The sequence below is a fragment of the Marinoscillum sp. HNIBRBA16962 genome, assembly GCF_057801515.1.
Genome location: NZ_CM173603.1, coordinates 3345757 through 3369272 on the forward strand (window position 1 = coordinate 3345757; position 23516 = coordinate 3369272).

A 23516-nucleotide genomic window follows, 5' to 3' on the forward strand; every position below is an offset into this window, starting at 1 on the left:
CTTTACTTTCAGGTAATCACTCAATAAATTTAACTAACAGGAAGTGCAGTCATGCTTAAACCAAACCGACCCCAAACTAAAAATAGAATGAAGATCAAAGACTTATTATTTCTATTTTCTTTTATCCTGATCTCACTAAACCCAACCGACAGCTTAGCTCAGAGAGCCTGGAAAAGAATGGGTGAAATGCCAGCCACGCTGGATACCACACTTGGTTTTCAAAACCTGAGCACCAGGGATTTTAACCTTCAACTGGTGAAAAGTTCCCAAACGGTAAGTATGCTCGAACCCAAAAGTGAACCGGGATTTGATTTTACTCCGGGCGACCGGCTGCAGCTTAGGGATGTAGATGGAGCATACCACCTGGGAGATATCAACTTCCGGCTGAAAACGGGCAATGATCAGGAATGGAAAAGCTATTCCTCAGCAGCTAAAAGAAGCAACGTTACTGCCCTGGAGCCAGCAGGCAATCAACTTGCCGCAGCAGACCTGAAAGCTACCTTTCCTGAGGAACTTCCTGTAAAAGTCATTCGCTCATGGGAAAACGTTGAGGGAGAGCTGATCCTCAGGTTTACCTTTGAGAACATTTCGGATCAGTCCGTAGAGATCGGATCGCTCGGTATCCCGATGATATTCAATAACATCCTGTCAGGGAAGTCATTGGATGAAGCTCATGTAGAAAATGTTTTCTTTGATCCATACATAGGAAAAGATGCTGGTTACCTACAGGCCGTAAGGCTTCACGGTAAAGGTCCTGTATTGCTGGTGCTTCCTGAAACCAACGCCGCATTTGAGGCCTACAACCCACTGAATGATGACCCTACACCCAGGGGCATCACCTTCGAAGGCTTCCACGAGTGGATGATCCACAGCAAAGCGCATGCCCTCACCGACTGGGCTGAAGCCACTCCCTGGAACACACCCTCTTCTAAGGTGCTAAATCCCGGAGAAAAGGCAGAATACGCATTAAAGTTTGTACAGGCTCCCTCCGTAAAACTGATTGAGGAAAAACTGATGGAGGAGGAACGACCCGTGGCTATCGGGGTGCCGGGTTATGTACTGCCGATGGACGTAAATGCAAAGCTTTTTCTCAATTACAATAAGCCTGTCCGATCCATAAGTGTGGAACCAAAAGAAGCTGTATCCCTGGAAAAAGTTAGAAATACACCGAAAGGCTGGGCTGAATACCAGGTAAATGGAAAAAGCTGGGGCAGAGCAAGAATAACCATCACTTATGAGGATGATCTGGTACAAACCATCCATTATAAGGTGATCAAAAGCGAAGAGCAGGTCATCGATGACTTTGGAAATTTCCTGCTCACGGAGCAATGGTATGACAATGAAAACGATCCCTTCAACCGGAATCCTGCTGTGATCAGCTACGATTATGATGAGAAAAAACAGGTACTCCATGACAGTAGGGCCTGGATCGCCGGGCTGGGCGATGAAGCAGGGTCAGGCTCCTGGCTGGCAGCGATGATGAAAGAATCCATCCAGCCTGATAAAGCTGAAATCCAAAAGCTGAAAGAATTTGTTCATAAGACACTCTGGGGAGGAATACAGTACAGTGAAGGGCCTAATAAATATGGAGTCCGAAAGAGTATGTATTACTATGAGCCGGAGAAAATGAAGGAAGGCACTTACTCAGCAGATGTTAACTATGATACCTGGGCAGCATGGAATCAGGAGCAGGCTGAGTCTACCGGTAGATCATACAACTACCCTCACGTCGCAGCGGCCCACTGGGTCATGTACCGGTTGGCAAGATATCATGAAGGTCTGGTCACCGACTACTCCTGGGAATGGTACCTTGAGAATGCCTTTAACACCGCCATAGCCATGGTGGAGCAGGCACCGCATTACGCACAGTTTGGTCAGATGGAAGGTACCATATTTGTTTTGTTGCTGAAAGACCTGAAAAAAGAAGGCCTCAGCCTGATGGCACAAGAGTTGGAAAACGCCATGCGAAAACGCGCAGACCTGTGGAAGTCCTTAAACTATCCGTTTGGAAGTGAAATGCCCTGGGATTCTACCGGACAGGAAGAGGTATACATGTGGTCTAAATACTTTGGGTACTCAACCAAAGCAGTTGTTACCCTCAATGCCATCTTAGCTTACATGCCCACGGTACCACATTGGGGATACAACGGAAGCGCCAGAAGATACTGGGATTTTCTTTATGGTGGCAAGCTATCCAGGGTAGAACGGCAGCTACATCATTACGGCTCAGGCCTGAATGCCATCCCTGTTCTGTCAGAATACCGCGAAAATCCGGAGGATTTTTATCTGCTCAGGGTAGGTTACGGTGGGTTGATGGGATCCATAGCTAATATCACCAAAGATGGATTTGGGCCGGCAGCTTTCCACTCCTACCCCGCTACGCTGGAAATCGATGGCTATTCGGGAGATTACGGAACAGGCTTTTTGGGCTATGCCATCAATACTTCTTCTTACCTATATAAACACGATGAATTTGGCTGGTTAGGCTTTGGTGGAAATGTAAAAGAAGAGGGTAATGATATCACACTGGAAATTACCACCGCAGCAAAATCAAAAGTGTACATCGCTCCGGCTGGAGTTTGGCTAACCCTGGATGCCGGTAAATTTAAATCTGTAACCTACAACACAGAAAGCAAAGCAATCACAGCAACACTGTATCCAAAGGACTCATTCACAAAATCAGCTTACCTACGGATAGAACAACCAGCAGATATAGATGAGCCATACAGTTTGAGAGGAAATACTGAAAAGGAATTAAATGCTTACAAAATTGACTTGAAAAAGAAAGAAAGACAGGTAAAGTTGACTTTAGAATAAATCGTAATAGTCCTCCTTTATCAAGTTGGCCCTTCATTGTTGAGGTTAAGTCAAAATCCCCTCTAGTCTATGTTCATATCTTAAAATAGCTTTAGGCCCTGTAAGGGCCAAATATTTGTAACGTCGGGAGGAAACCCGGCAAATTTAAGATCAGAGGGAATATGCGCCAACTGCGCACTATTTCAAGGTACGTCAGTACATGGCGCATCCCTTCACAAACTTGTGTGCATAGACTAGCTGTTTCCAGAAAAGGGCCAGGGGTGAGTTAGGAATAAAGCCCTTAACTCAACAAGGGCAAAATGCAATTTGCAATATGACAATTAAGTCCCATCAAAAATAATCTAATATATACCTTAAATTGATTTGATTAGGCTGTATATATGTTAATATAGTATCATTTCTGGTCAAGATATTGAAAGATAGCCGCATACTCTCTCTTTAATTTTGAAGAAATTTATTTTAACAAAGAAAAGAACAAGATGAAAGTAAACTGGACAGGTGTATACCCGGCAATCACCACGAAGTTCACCTCAAACGATGAGTTAGATCTTCCACTTTTTGAAAAGAATCTTAAGGTCCAGTTGGATGCTGGGATTGAAGGCTTGATTGTGGGTGGTACCCTTGGAGAAGCTACGGCTTTGACAGATGATGAAAAAAGACAATTGACACACTCTGCATTAAAGGTGTCTGAAGGAAAGATCGCTGTGATCGTCAACATAGCAGAGCAGACAACCAAAGAAGCCATTCGGCAGGCAGAACTTGCGAAAAGCAATGGAGCTCATGGCCTGATGATGCTCCCTCCCATGCGGTACAAAGCCACTGATCACGAAACGGTGGAGTATTTTAAAGCCATAGCCAACGCTACTGATCTACCGATCATGATGTACAATAACCCGGTAGATTATAAAATACTGATATCACTGGATATGCTGGATGAGCTTCAGCAATGCGAAAACATTCAGGCGGTGAAAGAATCCACCAGGGACATTACCAACATCACCAGAATGCGAAACCGATTCGGAAACCGGTATAAGATAATGGGTGGTGTGGATACACTAGCCCTTGAAAGTTTACTGGCAGGAGCAGATGGCCTGGTTGCAGGGCTGGTATGTGCTTTTCCTCACGAGACCGTATGCATCTATAAACTGGCCAAGGCAGGCAGAATCGAAGAAGCACTGCAGGTCTACAGATGGTTTATGCCACTTTCAGAGCTGGATATCGATCCTCAGCTCGTTCAGAATATCAAGCTGGCAGAAACCTACACGGGTATAGGCTCGGAAAACGTGAGGCTTCCAAGGCTTCCGTTACAGGGAGAGCGAAGAAAGGAAGTGATCAAGATCATAGAAGACAGCCTGGCTACCCGGCCAAAACTACCTGATTATAAAAATTTATAAAACCAAACTAAAAGCAAGATCCAGACAGATTTATGCACGGAAAAAACAGAATAGGATATAGTCTGATAGAAACTACTGGAACCGTATTAAATGCTTACGATCCCGTAAAACAGGAAGCCCTACCGGGAGCATTTCAAACGGTGAGCCCGAGAGAAGTGGAGCAGGCGCTCAGCAAAGCAACGGAAGCATTCAGGTCCTATAGCAAGCTTAGCGGGGAAAGAAAAGCAGAGTTTCTGGAGGCTATCGGAGAAGAAATAATGAATCTTGGGGATGACCTGATAGATCGCGCGGTAGCTGAGTCTGCCCTCCCTCCTGCCCGTATACAGGGTGAAAGGGGACGTACGGTCAATCAGCTGAAACTTTTTGCATCTCTGCTCAGAGAAGGCTCCTGGGTGGATGCCAGCATTGATACGGCCATTCCGGATCGGGAACCCATCCCAAAAGCAGACATCAGGAAGCTACTGGTACCGGTAGGACCTGTAGTAGTATTCACCGCAAGTAATTTCCCGCTAGCCTTTTCTACAGCGGGCGGGGATACTGCCTCAGCATTGGCTGCCGGTAATCCGGTTATCGTAAAAGCACATGAATCGCATTTGGGTACCAATGAACTGGTAGCTGATGCCATTGCCAAAGCAGCTGAAAAGACCGGAATGCCTGATGGTGTATTCAGCAGTCTGACTGGAGCAGGGTATGAAATCGGTCAGGAACTGGTCAGACATCCATTGACAAGATCTGTAGCTTTCACAGGCTCATTTAAGGGAGGCATGGCGCTACATGGAATTGCCACCAAAAGAGAAGACCCTATCCCGGTATTTGCAGAAATGGGAAGCATCAATCCGGTTTACCTGCTCCCTGAAAAGCTAAGCAACGAAAGCGAGGCCCTTGCCAAAACCTATGCGGGATCCGTCACACTGGGTATTGGTCAGTTTTGCACCAATCCGGGGTTATTGATCGGGATCAAATCAAAAAGCCTCGATCGCTTTTCTGAATCACTGGCCAAAGCCATAGCAGAAATCCAGCCGGGAACCATGCTTAACCCCGGCATAGCATCTGCCTATCAAAAGAATCTGCAGCATAAGCTGGAGCAAGGTGGAGTAAAACCTCTCGGAGAAATTAAAGAAGCTGGAGAAAATCAGGGAGCTCCCCTGGTAGCAACGGTACCAGGAAAGGACTTTATGAAAAATCCACAGCTTTCAGAAGAGGTTTTCGGTCCGTTTTCCCTATTGGTGGAATGTGAAGACCAGGACGAGCTGCTGGAAATCACTAAACGGCTTCCGGGACAGCTGACCAATACGTTTATGGCAACGGACAAGGATGTAGCTGACTTTCAGAATACTATAAGACAGGCAACTCAAAACTGTGGTCGGCTGATCTTCAATGGCGTGCCTACGGGTGTGGAAGTCTGCCACAGTATGCAGCATGGCGGACCATTCCCTGCATCAACAGACGGAAGGTTTACTTCGGTAGGAACTGACGCTATAAAGCGATTTGTCAGACCGGTAAGCTATCAGGATGCACCTGTAGAAATACTTCCCGATGAGCTGAAAGACGAAAACCCCCTCAACATCTGGAGGAAGGTGAACGGCAAGGTTTCAAACGAACCCATAAAATGAGCTGCCCGAATAACCAAAAAAAACCAATGTCTCATGAAATGAGCATGATGCTCAATCCAAAACATTGAGAAACACCAACCGGGTATGATCAAGTTTGGGCGGCAAACCGCTTGTTTCAGCAACCTTGAACACATGATAAGTGAACTAAGAGTCTATTGAATGGTACACCCAACAAATGATGAATTGGCAACTGCCTTATCGTATGAAGCCCTGATCCCGGGGCTTCATAGGGCTTTTACCCGAACGTATAATTTCCCAAAACGTCACCACCATCAATACCCCAACCCAAAAGAAGGTCCGGAATCAACCTTGCTGCTGATGCCGGCCTGGGATGACGGAGAAAACCTGGGCGTAAAAGTGGTCAATGTTTCTCCAAACAACAGTAAACACAACCTGCCGACCATTCAGGGTACCTATCTGCTTTTTGATGTGCAAACCGGCACGCTCAAAGCCCAGATGGATGCCAAACTACTCACCACCAAAAGAACCGCTGCAGCTTCGGCTTTAGCCTCAAGCTTATTATCCAATCCCGATAGCGCTTCGATGCTGATGATCGGTACCGGTGCTTTAAGTACGGAACTGATCAAAGCACACGCAACCATCAGACCTATTAAACAGGTGTATGTCTGGGGACGAAATTTTGAGAAAGCCAAAAGCATTGCAGAGTCCTTTTCAGGGGGTAGCTTTCAGGTAGAACCTGTTCAGAAAATTGAAGACATCATTTCGCAGGTTGACCTGGTATCCTGCGCAACATTAAGCCCTACTCCGCTTATCTTAGGAAGGCATTTGAGGCCTGGCCAGCATTACGATCTGGTTGGAGCGTACAAACCAGATATGAGAGAGGTGGACGATGAGTTTATTTCCAACGTTTCAATCCATGTGGATACTTATGAAGGTGCGAGTACGGAAACGGGAGACCTGGTAATTCCCCTGAAGGAAGGAACGATTACCATGGATGACCTCCGGTCCGATCTGTTTTCCCTTTGTCAGGGAAGTAAAAAAGGCCGAAAGCACCCGGAAGAAGTGACCTGCTTCAAGTCGGTGGGTCATGCGCTGGAAGACCTGGCAGCAGCTTCATTGGTTTACGAAAGCATTCAAACCAGGGCTTCAATAGATTGATTATTACTGTTTTAGAATGGCTATAACTACATTTTCGTGCATAGATGCACATACCTGCGGCAACCCGGTACGGGTTGTGAAAACAGGTGGCCCTGAGCTTGAAGGTGCTTCGATGAGTGAACGAAGGCAACATTTTCTCAGAGAATACGACTGGATCAGAAAGGGTTTGATGTTTGAGCCGCGGGGGCATGATATGATGTCCGGCAGCATCCTCTACCCTCCTGTTGACCCTGATAACGATACGGGGGTGTTGTTTATAGAAACGAGCGGCTGCCTGCCCATGTGCGGACATGGCACCATCGGCACTGTGACGATCGCCATCGAGCAGGATCTCATCATCCCCAAAACTCCCGGAAAGCTCCGGCTGGAAACTCCGGCAGGCCTGGTCCTGGTGGACTACCAGCAAACAGGCAAAAAAGTAGACTGGGTCAGGCTGACTAATGTGAAATCCTATCTGGCTGATTCGGGAATGATGGTTGAATGCCCTGAACTGGGTGAGCTGGTGTTTGACGTGGCTTACGGAGGGAATTTTTATGCCATTATCGATGAGCAAAAGCACTTTTCAGGCATCCATAATCATACGGCTGCAGACCTCATCAGATGGAGCCAGTTAATCCGCGAACGGATCAATCAGGTCTATCATTTCGAACACCCTGAGAACCCTACGATCAATGGTGTTTCCCACATTTTATGGTCCGGGAAAACCATCGACCCAAAAGCAACAGCAAGAAACGCAGTTTTCTATGGAAACAAGGCCATAGACAGATCGCCATGCGGCACAGGCACCTCAGCCAGAATGGCCCAGTGGTTTGCCAAAGGCAAGCTGGGTGTTGGGGAGGCATTTATTCATGAAAGCTACATTGGCTCTCAGTTCACAGGCCGAGTTGAAGAGGAGACTGATCTCGGTTCCAGGAAAGCTATTGTTCCCAGCATACAGGGCTGGGCCCGGGTCACGGGGTTTAATACGATCATCATTGATGATGAAGATCCTTATGCACACGGATTTCAGGTCATTTAAAATGAACCCACAATCATGTCTAAGACTTTAAAACCACCCCCAAAGGGGTCCCTTAGGGAAGAGAACACAAAGAAAACAGAGAGGACGACCACTTTGGTCGCCTCGCTCATTTTACCAGGAATCCTTAATGGAAGTGGTAAGAGTCATCCGACGACTATATCGTCACAGAAAGAATCGTCGGACGACTTTCTTGCTACCTACCTTTCAAAGGAAACATGCCCCTTTCAAGTCCAAAGAAAAGAACGAGAAATCCCTCTGTGTAGATACGTTTTCTGCTATGAAATTAATTTCCCGCTGATTACGCAGATTGACGCAGATTTAGATTTTTATAATCAGAACGTTCAGCGAGGATCAGCGAGATCTGCGGGAGAGAAAAAATGGCTATGGTAAAACGCAATTAAACACTACTCATGTCAGAAAAAAAGGTTTTAATCATTGGAGCAGGTATTGTCGGGTTAAGCAGTGCCTGGTTTCTCAGCAAAAAAGGCTATCAGGTCACTATCCTGGACGCCGGGGACGGCACCCAAAACTGTTCTGTGGGAAATGCCGGTTTCTTTTGCCCCAGCCACGTGGTGCCGCTAGCTTCCCCCGGTATTATCACTCAGGGACTCAAGTGGATGCTTGATGAGAAAAGTCCGTTCTATGTGAGACCCAGGCTCAACAGAGACCTGATCTCCTGGGGACTGAAGTTTAGGAAAGCTGCTACAAAAGCGAGGGTGGAAAAAGCTGCACCGATCTTACATGCCCTGACCACCAGAAGCCAGGCGCTGGCAGAGGAGATCATATCAGAAGGAAACCTTGATGTTGGGTATACCAAATCGGGACTGCTCATGATCTGTAAAAGTCAAAAAGAGCTTTCTCACGAAATGGAAACGGCCGAAATAGCCCGCTCTTTTGGACAGGAGGTGGAAATACTTTCTGCCAGTGAGGCCGAAAAGCTCAATCCCGGCCTGGAAGTAAACATGGTCGGCGCGGTATACTATCCGAATGACACGATGGTTTCGCCGCATGTTTTTATCAAAAGTTTCCAGCAATCGCTGATGGACAAAGGTGTGGATATCCATTTCAATACCAAAGCCACAAAAATCAAAGCTGTAAATGGTCGAATTATTGGTATCGAATCCCCGAAGGACTTTTTCCAGGCCGACGAATATGTAGTAACAGCCGGGAGCGGCACCAGCACTTTTCTCAAACCACTCGGGCTTAAATTACCGATGCAGGGAGGAAAAGGATACAGCTTCACGATCTCCTCCCCCGTTGTTACCCCGCAAACCCCGGCTATCCTTGCTGATGGCAAAGTATCCATGTCCCCCCTTGTGGATGGATTGCGCTTTTCAGGAACAATGGAAATAGACGGAGACAACCCAAAAATTAATAACAAGCGGATCGAAGGGATCATTGAAACCGTAATGAGTTTCTTACCTCAGTTTAAACTGTCAGATTTTGATAATATTAAACCGTGGGCAGGTTTCAGACCCTGCTCTCCGGACGGGCTCCCCTATCTGGGAAAACCAGACAGATATTCCAATCTGACCATCGCCGCAGGCCACGCCATGCTGGGTGTGACTCTTGGTCCGGTTTCAGGAGAGATTGTTGCCCGATTTATATCAGGGGCGTCTCAAGACATAGACCTGTCATTGCTAAAAGTAGACCGATATGAATAATAGTCAATAGGCAGTAAGCAAAACGCAATAGGCAAAAAAGATGAAAGACATAAGACAAAAGAATTTAGAGAATAAAAACATCAAAGTCCCTCTCGCAAAAAGCTAAGGGCTAAAAGCTAAATTATATACACATGAAATTCTACACCCTGACATTAACTGTCCTTTTACTCAATATTTCCCTGTTCGCTCAGGAGAGTCAACTCACTCTGGAAAAGATCATTACGGATCAGGAATACAGGACCAGCCATTCGGGACAAAAACGCTGGATCGACCAGGGCGAAGGCTTTACTACTCTTGAAAGAAATAGAGAGGGTACGGCTATTATAAAGTACAAAACCTCCTCAGGAAACCGTGAGGTCTTACTGGCTCCATCTGCTTTGATTCCGGCTGGAGCCGAATCACCTCTTCCTATCCACAATTACGAGTGGTCACATGACAAAACCAAACTCCTCATTTACACCAACTCAAAAAGAGTCTGGCGCGTCAATTCCCGAGGGGATTACTGGGTAAAAGACTTAAAATCAGGAAGCCTCAGACAGCTGGGGAAAACGCTCCCGAAATCCTCTTTAATGTTTGCGAAGTTTTCTCCCGATGATAAAAATATAGCTTACGTAAGCCAAAACAACCTCTATGTGGAATCACTGGAAACCGGGCAAATGACGCAACTGACTTTTGATGGTACGGATAAGATCATCAATGGCACCTTTGACTGGGCGTATGAGGAAGAGTTTGGCTGCAGAGACGGCTTTCGCTGGAGCCCGGACAGCAGACAAATTGCTTTCTGGCAATTAGACGCTCAAGGGATTCGGGATTTCCTGATGATCAACAACACGGATTCCATCTATCCATACACCATCCCTATCCAATACCCGAAAGTAGGGACCACCAACTCCGCCTGTAAAGTCGGTGTATTAAACCTGCAAACGAAAAAAACAAAATGGATGGATGTGCCCGGAGACAACCGCAATCACTACATCCCCAGAATGGAGTGGGCGGACAACTCCCGGGAACTGATCATCCAGCAGCTAAACAGGCATCAAAACACCAACAAAGTCATGCTGTGCAATGCGCAAACAGGTGAAACAGAAAACATCTATACTGATACAGATGAAGCCTGGCTGGATGTGGTGGACGACCTGAAGTTTTTCAAAGACGGGCAAGCATTTACCTGGGTGAGCGAGAAAAACGGATGGAAAAATGTGTACGAAATCAGCAGGGATGGTCAAAGGGAGAGACTCCTCACACCCGGCCATTTTGATGTGATCAATGTAGAGCTGATCGATACCAAAAACGGCTGGGTATATTACCTGGCTTCCCCCACTAATGCCACGCAGCGATACCTCTACCGAAATCCCCTTAATAAACCGGAAAAAGCTAAACGCCTGACGCCTGCAGATGAGCCGGGCACCCATAGCTATGATATAAGCCCCAATGGAAAGTGGGCATTTCACACCTGGTCCAAAGCAGGTACTCCTCCGGTAGAAGAATTGATCTCACTACCTGATCACAAGGTCATAAAAGTGCTGGAAGACAACCAGGACCTGAAAGAAAAACTGGACAAGCTGGATATAAACCCAATGGAGTTTTTCTCCATTGAAACAAATGAAAACCTCTCTTTTGACTGTTTTATCATCAAACCTCCAAACTTTGATCCTCAAAAAAAGTATCCGGTCCTTTTTTATGTTTATGGTGAACCCTGGGGCCAGACAGTGGTGGACAGCTGGGGCGGGACACGCTACCTCTACCACCAGATGCTGGCCCAAAATGGCTATGTCGTAATGAGTATTGACAACCGGGGCACTCCAGCACCAAAGGGTCGATCCTGGAGAAAAAGCATCTACACCAAACTGGGCGTAATCTCCTCGGCAGATCAGGCGGCAGTCACTGAAAAGATCATTGAACGCTTTCCATTTACAGATGCTGACCGCATCGGCATCTGGGGATGGAGCGGTGGTGGTTCCATGACCCTCAATGCCTTATTCAGGTACCCGGAAATCTACAAAGCGGGTGTCAGTGTCGCCCCCGTTACGGACATTCATCTCTACGACAACATCTACCAGGAGCGGTACTGCGGCCTGCCTTCAGAAAAAGAGGCTGAGTACTATGAAAGCTCGCCAGTCAACTTTGCTCAAAACCTGGAAGGAAAGCTCCTGCTGGTCCATGGAACTGGTGATGACAATGTCCATTATCAAAACGCTGAGCTACTGATCAATGAGCTTATCAGGCACAATAAGCTATTTTCCTTTATGGCCTACCCCAACAGGTCCCATGGGATCTATGAAGGCCACAATACCTCCAGGCACCTTTATGAAACCATGTTTGATTTTATCAAAAGAAACTTGTGAGCTATGTTTTCAAAAGAAACCTACACACAGAGACGCAAAACGCTTAAAAACAAACTGGACAAAGGACTCATCCTCTTTCCGGGCAACGAAGAAAGCAGCATCAATTTCGCGGACAATTGGTACCCATTCCGGCAGGACAGTACCTTCCTGTATTATTTTGGGATATCACGCCCCGGACTTTGCGCAGTAATCGATTGTGAAAGTGGTGAGGAAATATTGTTTGGCAATGACGCATCGATAGACGAGATCATCTGGACAGGTGGCCAAACGTCCATTCATGAACTGGCTGAGCGATCTGGCTTAAGTAGCTCCGCTCCCTTTGACAAGCTCCAGTCTAAACTACAGTCAGCCATCAATGCGGGCCGAAAAATCCACCTGCTTCCACCTTATCGTGCTGAGCATACGGCAAAACTCAAAACCCTTACCGGGTGGGATCAGGAGGAGATCTCTCAAAACATATCCTTAGAGCTTATCCATGCTATTGCAGCCCAGCGCAATATCAAATCAGAAGAAGAGGTAGCGGAGATTGAAAGAGCCGTAGAGATCACCGGCAAAATGCACCTGGCAGCCATGACCGCAACCAGGCCAGGCATGAAAGAATATGAGGTTCTCAGCAAAGTATACGGAGCTACTACCCAGTACGGAGGTCAGCTGGCTTTTCCGGTCATCCTGACTAAAGACGGCCAGACGCTTCACAATCACTATCATGGAAATACCATCAAGGAAGGTGATATGGTACTCTGTGATGCGGGCGCTGAAACGAGTATGGGGTATAGTGGGGACATGACCCGTACATTTCCTGTGGGCGAAAAGTTTACTCCGCAGCAAGCTGAGCTGTACGAGATCGTGCTGAACGCTCATAATAGCGCGGTTGCAGCTTTAAAACCGGGAGTGCTTTATAAGGAAATACACTTACTGGCCTGCAAAAAGCTTTTTGAAGGATTAAAAGCGGTCGGGCTAACGAAAGGAGACACGGAGGAAGCAGTAAGTCAGGGTGCACATACCATGTTTTTCCAATGCGGTCTGGGTCACCTCATGGGGCTGGACGTTCACGACATGGAAAACTTTGGAGAAGAAAATGTAGGCTACACTCCAGCGCTGAAAAAATCCGGAGAGTTTGGCCTGAAGTCTCTTCGTCTGGGTCGGGCTCTGGAGCCAGGCTATGTCCTCACAGTAGAGCCGGGTATCTACATCATCCCTGAGCTCATCGATCTGTGGAAATCTCAGAATAAACACGCTGAATTCATCAACTATTCCGCCCTGGAAAAATTCAGGAATTTCGGTGGGATACGTGTCGAAGAGGACTTTGTGATCACCGAAAACGGACCAAAACTCCTGGGCCAGCCTGTGGCCAAAACGATAGCTGAGATAGAAACAATCCGGTCAAAATGATTGCTCAGTGCTAGCGCGCATTTGTTCCAAAGGGACCCCCCTGAGAGCCCTTCGAACCTTTGGAGCAACAGTGAATGATAACTGACTGGTCGGCAGTCATTTTTACATGGTCGTGAGCCATTTTTACATGGTGGGAAGTCATTTTTACATGGTCGGCAATGATTTTTACCCGGTTGTGAATGATTTTTTGATGGTCCGCAGTGATTTTTGTGTGGTACTGAATGATTTCACGGAGGTGTCGAGACGCAAAGACCAGTAAAAACGGTGTGTCCTGAACCATCAAACGTTTAAAACAGCTTTTTCTGCTTCCTTCCAACATGTTCGGGCGATATCGCAATAAAGCAAAGCCTGGGTCCATCGATCTCCTGCCTCTACCCAGCTCCCGTTACTTTGGACAAGCTGAGCATAATAGTACTCCGATGAGAGCAGCTCGGGTGTAAATATAAAGTAATCACCAGGTTGAGCAGTGGCTAAAAATCCCATAAAAGACCGTGTCCACATTTCTTTGAAATGCCGCACGTAAGGAATATCAGTGTCTTCCCCTATATCTACCTGGATACATCCGGGATTGCCGATCCGGCCATGAATAAACCTTACCCTTTCAAACACAGGCTGAATAAAATCAAGCTTTTTCTCAAAACCCCCATTTACCATTTCCAGACCTGTGTACCAGTGTGAAAAATCCCCGTTAAATCGTATCTCCGGAAATCGCTTAATAATCTCAACCGTTCGCCAGATATCCTGAGTGACAGTGGATCGATGCGTTTCCACGTAAATGGGGAGATCATGCTTTTCCGAAAGCCCTATCACATACCCAATCAAAGCATCTACTTTCCGTTCGGATTCCATTCCCCAGCCCACATGGACTGTTGCACAATCATAAGGTCCGGACGTCCATTCCTTGATTTTTTCATCCAGATCACCTACTTCATTCACTCGAAACTGACCGGTGAGGCTAAGTCCTGCTTTTTCGCAAAACTCCGGATCTCCGTCTTGCACTCCGGTAAAGCCGGCTTCTTTAATAGCTTTATGTTTATCCGGATCATCACCCCTTACAGGCCCCGCAGAAAACTCAGGCAAGTCAGCTGTGTTCCAGTAGTTGAGATCAAACCTTAAGTAGGGTTTGTTTCCTGTCCTGTCATTGCAGTTTTTGATCACACACTCATCAATTAGTGGCTTATGAATACTTTTCTGGTTTCACCCAGAGTAGTTTTAACCAGATAGAGTTGGCCTTTTCTTAATGGAACAGACCGGCCTTTTCCTACAAGTTGACCTGACAAAGTAAAAACAGATAATGATCCTTTTTCCACGTATACAGACCCATTGGTAATTCCAATTGACGACCCTTCCGGAACGTTTTTAGAGCTTAATATTACCTTGTCCTCAGGTTCTTCCGCTTTAGCAGAATCTGCCACGATAGAAATTTTATGGATATTTACGTATTGCCCTTTATAGGCATCCAGATCAGGGTTGTCATAGTTACCTGTAAAGCGCAACAGAACATTCTTATCTTTGGAATCAGCCATCATCTGCTCAAAATTAGGCTCACTCTCATCGTATGTTTTTCGTGTTCCCCCTCTTACATCTACAAGGTCAAGTATGTAGTAATCCTGAACAAAGGTCTCACCACTGTCCAGTGAATATTCGATGATGTAAGGAATGTATCTGTTATCCGGCTGAATACTGATATCAGCTGATGTTTCAATGGTTATCGACTGCAAGTTACGTACATAAGGGCTGGTGATGTAACTCTGCGCGATATCTACATCGGAGGTATCAATGAGCGGCCTTAGCTGCACAAACCCATGACTGACCAACGGATCGATCTGCTCTTCATCATCAATATATTTATGATCACAATCGGGCAGGATCATTACATTTTTATAAGAAAAGCCCTGATGGGTTCCGGTTTCATTGTGCGCATCGTAGGTCACATTATGTGGATCTCTTCTTTCATAGTCTTCCGGGTCCACATCTACTGACGGACACCCACTTTCAGTCTCAGCAGTTCCATCTTCGTTGAAATCAAACTCTATGCCCCCGATATAAAACCCCTCCGGTTGAGGCTCTACTTCTGATCCGATAAACTCAAAGGTTTCCTGCGCATATGAAAATGTTACACATAATAACAGGATAATACATGCTAATGGTCTTTTCATAACTTTCGAATTTCTTCCAAGTTAGCCCTGAGCATTTTTTTCACCATCCTGCGGTATCCCACTGGCCAGAAGAAAGCCAACCAAAAAGATGACGGTCGTACCTATCACAATGGTCAGGTTCAGATGAAAAGGATTATGGAGATATTCCATGAAACCATCTGTAAAGATCATGGAAGAAAGGCTCATCCACAGGATGATCAATATCCCCACAGCTACACCCACCATAGCACTAAATCGTGTAGCCCGCTTTGCAAAATACCCCAGCAAAAACAGCCCCAGCATGCCTCCGCTGAATATGGAGGCAAGTGACCACCATGCATCCAGAGCGCTTTTTACATCGATCATTGCCAGTGCTACACAAATACCTAATAACCCAAAGATCAAGGAAGAGAGACGAAGCACCCGCATATTGGTCTTTTCTGATGATCCCGGAAATTTTCGCTTATAGTAATCAGTCAAAATAATTGTGGCTGTACTATTGACACTTGTGGAAACAGTGCTCATTCCTGCAGCAAAAATGGCAGCTATTAAAAGCCCCGTGACCCCCACAGGAATCTGGTTTACAATGAAATGAGGAAAAACCTTATCAGCTTCCAAACCATCCGGAATCAAGTCCGGCTGAGCCTGATAAAAGCTAAAAAGAGCCGTACCGATGAAGAAAAAGACGAGGGATACAGGCACATAAAGCAATGAACCAAAAAGAGCCGAACTTTTAGCTTCACGATCAGTCCTTGCAGTCATGTAGCGCTGCACGTAATTCTGATCGATCCCATAATTCTGGAGATTGATAAAAATACCGTATATCAGCATCACCCAAAAAGTGGATTCGGAAACCCCCAGGTCAAAAGAACCAAGACTGAACTTTTGTTTGGCAGATGCAATGGCAAATAGTTGATCAGGACCTGCCGGCATATTAAACAGCAAAAGCATCGCACAGGTAAGTGCCCCGCCGATCAGAATAATTCCCTGAATAGCGTCCGTCCATACAACAGCCTGAATTCCACCTAGCATGGAATATGCAACCACAGTCAGACCCGTAATAACGATAGTTGTTGGGATGCTCCACCCAAACATGAGGTTGAGCGGTAAAACCAGCAGGTAAAGAATGGAGCCTGTACGCATGAGTTGTGTGAGCATGTAGCAAATGGATGCATACCTGCTCGCCCATAAACCAAATCTTTGTTCCAGATAGGTATAGGCGGAAATACTATTTATACTCCTGTATAGGGGTATAAAGAACTTCACTGCCATGATTGAAGCTATTGGAATGGATAAACTGAAGACAAATGCGTTCCAGTCAGATAGGTAGGCTTTGCCAGGAATGGCCAAAAAACTTATGCTGCTGACAAACGTGGCAAAAATGGACATACCCACAACCCAGGAGGGCACCTTACCCCCGCCGGAAGTGAATGAGTTGCTGTCTTTACTTCGGAAATAGAAGCTACTTCCAAAAGCTACAATGGCAAGCATGTAGACAAGGAAAACGGATAAATCAATGATGCTTAGCTTCATTTTTAAAGGATTGTGGATTTCTAGATTTTGGATTGGGGTTAAATCGCCCGCAGATGCCACAGATCAGCGCAGAAAATGAGTCCGCGAAAATCAGCGCCATCTGCAGGAGATAAATTAGTCTTAATCAGCTAAATACTGTCTTTCAAAGGACTTCATATCCAGCTTTTCAATGTTTTCTTCAATCAATTTTCGCTGTTCCGGGTCAAATCGCTGAAATGGTTCCGGAAGATAATCCTCACACAGGCCCAGAACAGACAAAGCGCATTTCAACCCTTGCAGATAGGTGGATGAACCGTACTTTCCGATTGAATAGATCAATGAGCTGATTTCCAGCACCTTATTTCTATACAGCTCAAGCTTTTCAAAGTCTCTTTTTGCACTTGCTTCGTACTGTTTTATATAAAGCTGTGGAAACATGTTGGCTCCTCCGTTTACACCCCCGGCTCCTCCCAGCAAGACAGCATCAGCGGTAATTTCCTCAGGTCCGCAAAACAATGGAAAATCCTGCCCTTTCATATGAAACTGTACCGAACGGAAGTAATTCATATTTGCCGAGCTGTCCTTCAGGCCGATCACATTTTCATTGGCCTCAGCTACAGCCTTGACCGTAGCTGGTTCTATAACTGTTTTGGTGTGGACAGGCATATTGTATAAAAACAATGGCAAAGACAGCCGCTGAGCCAGTGCGTTGAAATAATAGGTCAGCTCTGCCTGTGAAGTGCTGAAATAATATGGTGGTGTTACCACTACTGCGCTGGCTCCGGCAGCTGTAGCTTTATTAGCCAGGTTTACACTTTCGGTAATGGATGTATCTGCTATTCCCACCAGGACTTTGGTACGTCCATTCACCAACCTGCATACACGATCTATCAACTCCTCTCTCAGCTTTATACTGAGGTGAGAAAATTCACCTGTCGTTCCCAAAATGAAGATACCGGAGATCCTGGCAGTAAGTACATGCTCCACAAGCCGCTCCAGCCCCTCTACGTCCAATGTGTCCGTATCTTTCAGAGGTGTAACCAATGGTACGATCACCCCTTTGTATGTATTGAAATAACTTTCGCTCATTTTTTTATTATGGTTGTAGCCCTTCCGGCTCCTTTATTCATTCAAAACCCAATTGAGTTTCCCCCGTCTACGGGAATAACCGTTCCGGTAATATAGCTTGCAGCATCTGACGCCAGGTACAATGCAGTGTCTCCAACCTCAGATGGCAGTCCCATTCTCCCCATGGGTGTCCTTCCCAAGGCTTTACTTTTTCTCTCAGGATCACTATTGAGCGCTTTATCCGTCATTTCCGTGGTGATATAGCCCGGAGCAATACAATTAACACGGATGCCCTGCGGGGCCAGCTCTGTAGCCATGGCGCGTGTCATCCCTTCAACCGCAGTTTTTGAAGCCGTATAAGCAATGATCTTTGGTATCCCATACCGGGCCGCCATTGAGCTGATGTTGATAATGTTCCCGGATTGCTGACCAACCATGACCCTGGCCACCTCACGGGTAAGCGCAAACACACTCAGTAAATTGGTGGTGATGACGCTTGAAAAATCTGCATCTGTAACCTCCAGCAGAGGCTTCTTCATATTGATACCTGCATTATTGACAAGCACATCAATTCTCCCGTATCCTTCATAAACCTTTTGGACGAAGGCAGGGATAGCCTCTAACAAAGAGAGATCACATACTTCATACGAAGCATTCCTGTCAAGCTCTGAAACGGCAGATTTAAGTCTTTCTTCATTTCTACCAACAATGACCGTATGATACCCTCCATTTACAAACCTGGAAGCAATGGCTAAACCAATTCCGGACCCTCCGCCTGTCACAATCGCTACCTTCATTCCTCAAAATATTTTTGGATGGCTTTCTGAACATCTCTCACCTGCTCTTCAACTGGAACCAGGTAAAATGCATAGTAATAATCTCTTGCGGGGATTTGATATTTTTCCAACGGGGCAGCCACGGGAGACCAGCTATCATTTCCCCCCACTCCCATTTGAATCAGATCAATATTAAGTACATTATATCCCGGATTCTGTAATTCATAAATATGTCTTGCTTCATTGATGTCTGCTTCAGTATAGAGCCAAACACTCATGCTCAGCAAGCTATCCGCCACAACCAATAATCCTGATTTCTGCTTATCATGCGCAAATAGCCAACGTACATCCGTCAGATTACCATGTTCTTGTGGCATTGGGTAAGGCTCATTCACCACATCCAGGCTCCCGGAATATATTGCTGCATCAAAACCATACCGCCGGTCCACATAGTTTTCCAAAGGTCCCCGTCCATACCAGGTGAGTTGGTCCAGTCGATCTTTTATGCCCATTTGCATGCCTACCCTGGGAATGTTTGGCAAAGTGTCACTGGCGGAAAGGTGATAGCTTACTTTTATAATACCATTTGGGTAGATCTTGTAATCTACTTTCACAGTGGCAGCTCCATTGATCATTGAATAAGCGCTGGAAACATGTGCACTTTCATCGGATTTCCCCACTTCAATTTTCTCCAGCCCTGGTTCGGACTCATACCAGGGTTTCAGCAGCTTTTGAGGTTTCCATCCCTTTCGGTCATTATCAGTGAGTGGTCTCGTAAAGTGAGGCAACAGCGGAGCAAAAACCTGCTCTTCACCTTTCTTTATGTAGGAACTGAGAGCTCCATTTTTTGTGCTAAAAGTGATTTTAAAATCCTCTTCTTCAACAATAAAAACACTGTCATTTTCAAACGTTTCAACCGCTCCTATTGAGACTTTTACTTCAGAAGCGCGCAAACCAGTCAACGAAAAACCATTCGAGGCAACATCATGACCAACCTCAGCCCAGGGTGTTGATTCCGCCAGGGTCCATACAACCTGTCCGAGGTATTCATGGTCCCCGCTCATTTTTGGAAAATGTTCCGACCAATCCATGATTACCGTGTCACCAGAAGCGATCGAAGCGTGAGGTAGAGACTTTTCAGAAAATACCTTTCCGTCTCTCAGAAAATGCAGCTTCACATCATAAACATTACTATTGAGGTGTGCATGCCGGTTTTCTACCTGAAATTTTCCATCACCCAAATACCTGGTTTCAATTGGCTGATAAACGCGCTTGCACTCGTACATGGCAGCTTTTGGCCTGCCGTCAGATGATACAATGCCATTCAGGCAAAAATTGCCATGATGTCTTTTTTCACCAAAATCACCTCCGTAAGCTAAAAAATCATTCCCTGATGAATCCTGCTTGAGCAGCCCCTGATCTTTGAAATCCCAGATACATCCACCGAGGATGCGTTTGGTGGTTCTAAATTCATCCCAAAACTCTTTCATATTTCCTGTAGAGTTGCCCATGCTGTGCGCATATTCCACAAACAGGATGGGCCGGTTATCACCTGGTTGATTGGCCAGCAGATCTACAGTAAAAAGGCCCGGATAAAAGCGACTCACCACATCCACATAATACTGATCCACCGGAACCTGTAGTCTGTGACTATGGTCTTTGGGGTAATCAGGATGTCCCGGAGGAATGTAGCCTTCCACCCGGTGATTGCCTTGTGCCGGTTCATAATGTACAAACCGGGTAACATCAAAATCATGTACCCACTCGGCCATGGCAGCATGATTGGGGCCTCTGCCTGCTTCATTACCAAGACTCCAGGAGATAATACTCGGGTGGTTTTTATCACGTAAGACCATTCGCTGAACCCGCTCTATAAAAGCATTCGTCCATTGCGGATCATTACTAAGCTTACCTCCCAGGCCGTGTGTTTCCAGGTTGGCTTCATCCATCACGAAGATCCCATACTGATCACACAACTCGTAGAAATAAGGATCATTCGGGTAGTGACTTGTGCGGATCAGGTTGAAATTAAATTGCTTGAGCATCTGCACATCCGCTTCAATATCTGCCCGGGAAAGCGCTTTACCTTTTACAGGGTCATGATCATGCCGGTTAATACCATAGAGGTAGGTTTGTTTTCCATTGATCAACAACTTGCTGTTGTCCTTTGCAAATTCAATACTTCGGAAACCCACTTTGCAACTTTTCGCCTCCCTTACATGACCGAGCGTATCCTCTAAAGACATTACCAAAGTGTACAGATAAGGCATTTCATCGCTCCATTTATGCGGGTTTTCTACCGAGTCTTCAAGCAAGCCAAACTTTACATTGTCCAGTCGCGGATAAGATTCATTAATGATATCGGCAGCTTTTATGGAGAGTGGTTCCTCGAATACCTTTTTACCCTCAGTATCAAAGAGTTGTGCTTTGAATACTATGTCTTCACGAACCGTATCCCCGGTAAAATTGTCCAGTCTGGGTCTCAAACTAAAAATGGCATCTTCATACTCTTTATCAAGCTTCGTTTGATAGTGAAAATCCGCAATTCGCAGTTTCGGCTCAGCCAGGAGCATGACTTCCCGCTGAATGCCGCTCATCCGCCAATGATCCTGGTCCTCCAGATAGGCCCCGTCACTCCAGCGCAGGACCTGCACCGAGACGATGTTCTCACCACCTTTCAAATAGGGTGTCACGTTAAATTCAGATGGCAAACAGCTATCCTCTCCATAACCCAAAAACTGTCCGTTTACCCATACTTTAAAAGCAGAACTCACTCCACCGAAATGAAGGGTGATATTCATGCCATCCCAATCCCTGGGCACCGTAAATGTGCGCTGATACGAACCAGCGCCGTTATAATCTTTTGGTACATAAGGCGGATTAACCGGCCGGAACGGGTAAACCGCACTGGCATAGATTGGAATATCATAGCCCTTCAGTTCCCAGTTGGAAGGGACTTCTATTTGATCCCAACCATTCACCCTGCTGTTCATAAAATCTTGTGGCGCTTCTTTAAGGTTTACGGCATAGTGAAAATCCCACGCTCCATTCAGCGAAATATACCGATCCGATTTTTCCCGGTCCCCTTCCAGGGCTTTTTCAATACTTGAAAACGAATAGGCCGTAGCCCTGGCCGGATCACGATTGAGCGAGGTAATCAGCGGGTCTTCCCAGGGATTGAATTCAAATATTTTTAGCGTTGGTGGAATACCTGCTGGCTCACCTGTTACGGTTTGGGCGAATGTGGTAGAAATAGCAGGCAACAGGAGAATCAGAAACTGTGTGATCCTGAGCAATGGAAGCTGAATTGGGGATTTTGAGATTTGGGATTGTGGATTTGGACAGGAAGTTTCAGGTTTTTTAAACTCGATCGAAGTTGAGACAGCCATTTGGGTCATCAGATTTATACCATCTCAAAAATGAGGCTTTACTTTTAAGTAGCTATCCGGTAGTGTCTGGTTGGGGATTGAGAGATTGCAGATTTTGGGATTGGGGATTGGGGATTGTCTATCGATAATGACAGTTTTGTCTTCCTGAAGGTAACCCCAAATCAATTCAATCCACAATCACAAAATCCGCAACCCTAAATCTCCTCTAAAACTGAGTCTTTAAAATTAAACCCCCATCCTGCTCGATCATGTGGGTAGGCTATACCGTCAATGATTTTCATCGGATGATCAATGAGCGGATCAATCCAGTCGAATGATTCTGCACCGGCACCATTAGGGATGGTACAGAGTAATGGCACATCGTAATCTTTGTAATAATGCGGCAAGACTGCAATGTGATTCGCCTGAGCAACAGCTGCACTATTTCGCCACGCCTCTACTCCCCCTATTCTCATCATATCAGGTTGCCAGATATCCAATGCATTTAACCTGATCAACTCTTGTAACGGAAGCAAAGAATACTCCCGTTCACCCATAGCCAGTGATATGCCCGTTTGTTCCTTCAGTGTTTTGTATCCCTGAAAATTGGCATGATCCACTGGTTCTTCAAACCACCGGATATTGAGTTTTTCAGCGGCTTTGGCCAATGCCAGTGCTGATGGAAGGTCCATTCCCTGATTGGCATCCATCATGATGTTAATGTCCTTTCCCACAGCCTCCAGTACGGAATGTAAGCGCTCCACATCCTCTCGCCAGTCTTTACTTCCTACTTTGATCTTGACCGCCTGAAACCCTCGCTCTTTGTATCCCGTAACCTCCCCGATCAGCTCTTCCCTGGAATAAGAAAGCCATCCTCCGCTCCCGTAAACAGGGACCGAATTACGCCTGACACCAAAAACTTTCCATACAGGTTGTCCTATCTCTTTACACCAGGCATCCCACATAGCGACATTAAATGCCGCCTGAGCCCAGCGATTCACACCTTCCTGACCAAAATACTCATTGAGAGCATTGAGTTTTTCAAAAACCAGGCCGGTATTATGAATGTGCTCTCCTACTACCGCCTCCCCGGTATCCTTGAGGGCACCCACTATGGCATTCGGACTGTATTGGAAACTCAACAGGTACGATTCACCTACGACCCCTTTATCGGTGGTTAACCGTAAAACGATAAAAGAGATCTCCGTAAGGGTGTGAGAAGAATCTGCGATTGGTGCATCCAGCTTCGCTTTGGCTTTAAAAAGAGAATATTGTTTTATCAAACCCATTGA

15 protein-coding genes are annotated in these 23516 nt (G+C 46.0%); 8 read left to right on the plus strand and 7 right to left on the minus strand.

What is annotated here, in order from left to right; translation table 11 throughout:
* The first annotated feature begins 87 nt into the window (after positions 1 to 87).
* The 8 genes from AC3E9V_RS13930 to AC3E9V_RS13965 all read left to right on the plus strand — a co-directional run bounded on the left by AC3E9V_RS13930 (position 88) and on the right by AC3E9V_RS13965 (position 13362).
* Positions 88 to 2817 (plus strand): DUF5695 domain-containing protein, encoded by a 2730-nt coding sequence (locus AC3E9V_RS13930; protein WP_488748736.1) that lies wholly within the window; start codon positions 88 to 90, stop codon positions 2815 to 2817.
* Between the two features lie 479 nt (positions 2818 to 3296).
* Positions 3297 to 4211 carry a dihydrodipicolinate synthase family protein gene (locus tag AC3E9V_RS13935; protein ID WP_488748737.1) on the plus strand — a complete coding sequence of 305 codons (915 nt, stop codon included), beginning with the start codon at positions 3297 to 3299 and terminating at the stop codon, positions 4209 to 4211.
* 32 nt (positions 4212 to 4243) lie between these two features.
* Positions 4244 to 5824 (plus strand): aldehyde dehydrogenase (NADP(+)), encoded by a 1581-nt coding sequence (locus tag AC3E9V_RS13940; RefSeq protein ID WP_488748738.1) that lies wholly within the window; start codon positions 4244 to 4246, stop codon positions 5822 to 5824.
* A 159-nt stretch (positions 5825 to 5983) separates the two neighbouring features.
* Positions 5984 to 6943, plus strand: a complete 960-nt coding sequence (lhpI, locus tag AC3E9V_RS13945; protein ID WP_488748739.1) for a bifunctional Delta(1)-pyrroline-2-carboxylate/Delta(1)-piperideine-2-carboxylate reductase — start codon at positions 5984 to 5986, stop codon at positions 6941 to 6943.
* Between the two features lie 16 nt (positions 6944 to 6959).
* Positions 6960 to 7961 carry a 4-hydroxyproline epimerase gene (locus tag AC3E9V_RS13950; protein WP_488748740.1) on the plus strand — a complete coding sequence of 334 codons (1002 nt, stop codon included), beginning with the start codon at positions 6960 to 6962 and terminating at the stop codon, positions 7959 to 7961.
* Positions 7962 to 8371: 410 nt separating this feature from the next.
* A complete protein-coding gene (locus AC3E9V_RS13955) occupies positions 8372 to 9625 on the plus strand; it encodes an NAD(P)/FAD-dependent oxidoreductase (RefSeq protein ID WP_488748741.1) in 1254 nt (417 codons plus the stop codon).
* A gap of 131 nt (positions 9626 to 9756) precedes the next feature.
* Entirely contained in the window at positions 9757 to 11970 is a 2214-nt protein-coding gene (locus AC3E9V_RS13960) for a S9 family peptidase (RefSeq protein WP_488748742.1), read from the plus strand.
* 3 nt (positions 11971 to 11973) lie between these two features.
* Positions 11974 to 13362 (plus strand): aminopeptidase P family protein, encoded by a 1389-nt coding sequence (locus AC3E9V_RS13965; RefSeq protein ID WP_488748743.1) that lies wholly within the window; start codon positions 11974 to 11976, stop codon positions 13360 to 13362.
* A 279-nt stretch (positions 13363 to 13641) separates the two neighbouring features.
* Here AC3E9V_RS13965 and AC3E9V_RS13970 read toward each other — a convergent pair whose 3' ends face one another.
* From AC3E9V_RS13970 to AC3E9V_RS14000, 7 genes are all read right to left on the minus strand, one after another.
* A complete protein-coding gene (locus tag AC3E9V_RS13970; protein ID WP_488748744.1) occupies positions 13642 to 14520 on the minus strand; it encodes a hypothetical protein in 879 nt (292 codons plus the stop codon).
* 11 nt (positions 14521 to 14531) lie between these two features.
* Positions 14532 to 15521 carry a hypothetical protein gene (locus tag AC3E9V_RS13975; protein WP_488748745.1) on the minus strand — a complete coding sequence of 330 codons (990 nt, stop codon included), beginning with the start codon at positions 15519 to 15521 and terminating at the stop codon, positions 14532 to 14534.
* Between the two features lie 21 nt (positions 15522 to 15542).
* Positions 15543 to 17033, minus strand: a complete 1491-nt coding sequence (locus tag AC3E9V_RS13980) for a sodium:solute symporter family protein (RefSeq protein WP_488748746.1) — start codon at positions 17031 to 17033, stop codon at positions 15543 to 15545.
* 120 nt (positions 17034 to 17153) lie between these two features.
* Positions 17154 to 18101, minus strand: coding sequence for a dihydrodipicolinate synthase family protein (locus tag AC3E9V_RS13985; RefSeq protein WP_488748747.1), 948 nt, complete (start codon positions 18099 to 18101; stop codon positions 17154 to 17156).
* Positions 18102 to 18142: 41 nt separating this feature from the next.
* A complete protein-coding gene (locus AC3E9V_RS13990; RefSeq protein ID WP_488748748.1) occupies positions 18143 to 18877 on the minus strand; it encodes an SDR family NAD(P)-dependent oxidoreductase in 735 nt (244 codons plus the stop codon).
* On the minus strand, positions 18874 to 22245 hold the full coding sequence (locus AC3E9V_RS13995) for a glycoside hydrolase family 2 TIM barrel-domain containing protein (RefSeq protein ID WP_488748749.1): 3372 nt from the start codon (positions 22243 to 22245) through the stop codon (positions 18874 to 18876). Before AC3E9V_RS13995 ends, AC3E9V_RS13990 begins: the two co-directional genes overlap by 4 nt.
* Positions 22246 to 22439: 194 nt before the next feature.
* Complete coding sequence (locus tag AC3E9V_RS14000) at positions 22440 to 23513, minus strand: mandelate racemase/muconate lactonizing enzyme family protein (RefSeq protein WP_488748750.1); 1074 nt, start codon at positions 23511 to 23513, stop codon at positions 22440 to 22442.
* Positions 23514 to 23516 lie beyond the last annotated feature (3 nt).

Excerpts from the sequence above, each read along its gene's own strand:
- AC3E9V_RS13930 (WP_488748736.1), top strand. The coding sequence starts at position 88 with ATGAAGATCAAAGACTTATTATTTCTATTTTCTTTTATCCTGATCTCA.
- AC3E9V_RS13935 (WP_488748737.1), top strand. The coding sequence starts at position 3,297 with ATGAAAGTAAACTGGACAGGTGTATACCCGGCAATCACCACGAAGTTC.
- AC3E9V_RS13940 (WP_488748738.1), top strand. The coding sequence starts at position 4,244 with ATGCACGGAAAAAACAGAATAGGATATAGTCTGATAGAAACTACTGGA.
- lhpI (WP_488748739.1), top strand. The coding sequence starts at position 5,984 with ATGGTACACCCAACAAATGATGAATTGGCAACTGCCTTATCGTATGAA.
- AC3E9V_RS13950 (WP_488748740.1), top strand. The coding sequence starts at position 6,960 with ATGGCTATAACTACATTTTCGTGCATAGATGCACATACCTGCGGCAAC.
- AC3E9V_RS13955 (WP_488748741.1), top strand. The coding sequence starts at position 8,372 with ATGTCAGAAAAAAAGGTTTTAATCATTGGAGCAGGTATTGTCGGGTTA.
- AC3E9V_RS13960 (WP_488748742.1), top strand. The coding sequence starts at position 9,757 with ATGAAATTCTACACCCTGACATTAACTGTCCTTTTACTCAATATTTCC.
- AC3E9V_RS13965 (WP_488748743.1), top strand. The coding sequence starts at position 11,974 with ATGTTTTCAAAAGAAACCTACACACAGAGACGCAAAACGCTTAAAAAC.
- AC3E9V_RS13975 (WP_488748745.1), bottom strand. The coding sequence starts at position 15,521 with ATGAAAAGACCATTAGCATGTATTATCCTGTTATTATGTGTAACATTT.
- AC3E9V_RS13980 (WP_488748746.1), bottom strand. The coding sequence starts at position 17,033 with ATGAAGCTAAGCATCATTGATTTATCCGTTTTCCTTGTCTACATGCTT.
- AC3E9V_RS13985 (WP_488748747.1), bottom strand. The coding sequence starts at position 18,101 with ATGAGCGAAAGTTATTTCAATACATACAAAGGGGTGATCGTACCATTG.
- AC3E9V_RS13990 (WP_488748748.1), bottom strand. The coding sequence starts at position 18,877 with ATGAAGGTAGCGATTGTGACAGGCGGAGGGTCCGGAATTGGTTTAGCC.
- AC3E9V_RS13995 (WP_488748749.1), bottom strand. The coding sequence starts at position 22,245 with ATGGCTGTCTCAACTTCGATCGAGTTTAAAAAACCTGAAACTTCCTGT.
- AC3E9V_RS14000 (WP_488748750.1), bottom strand. The coding sequence starts at position 23,513 with ATGGGTTTGATAAAACAATATTCTCTTTTTAAAGCCAAAGCGAAGCTG.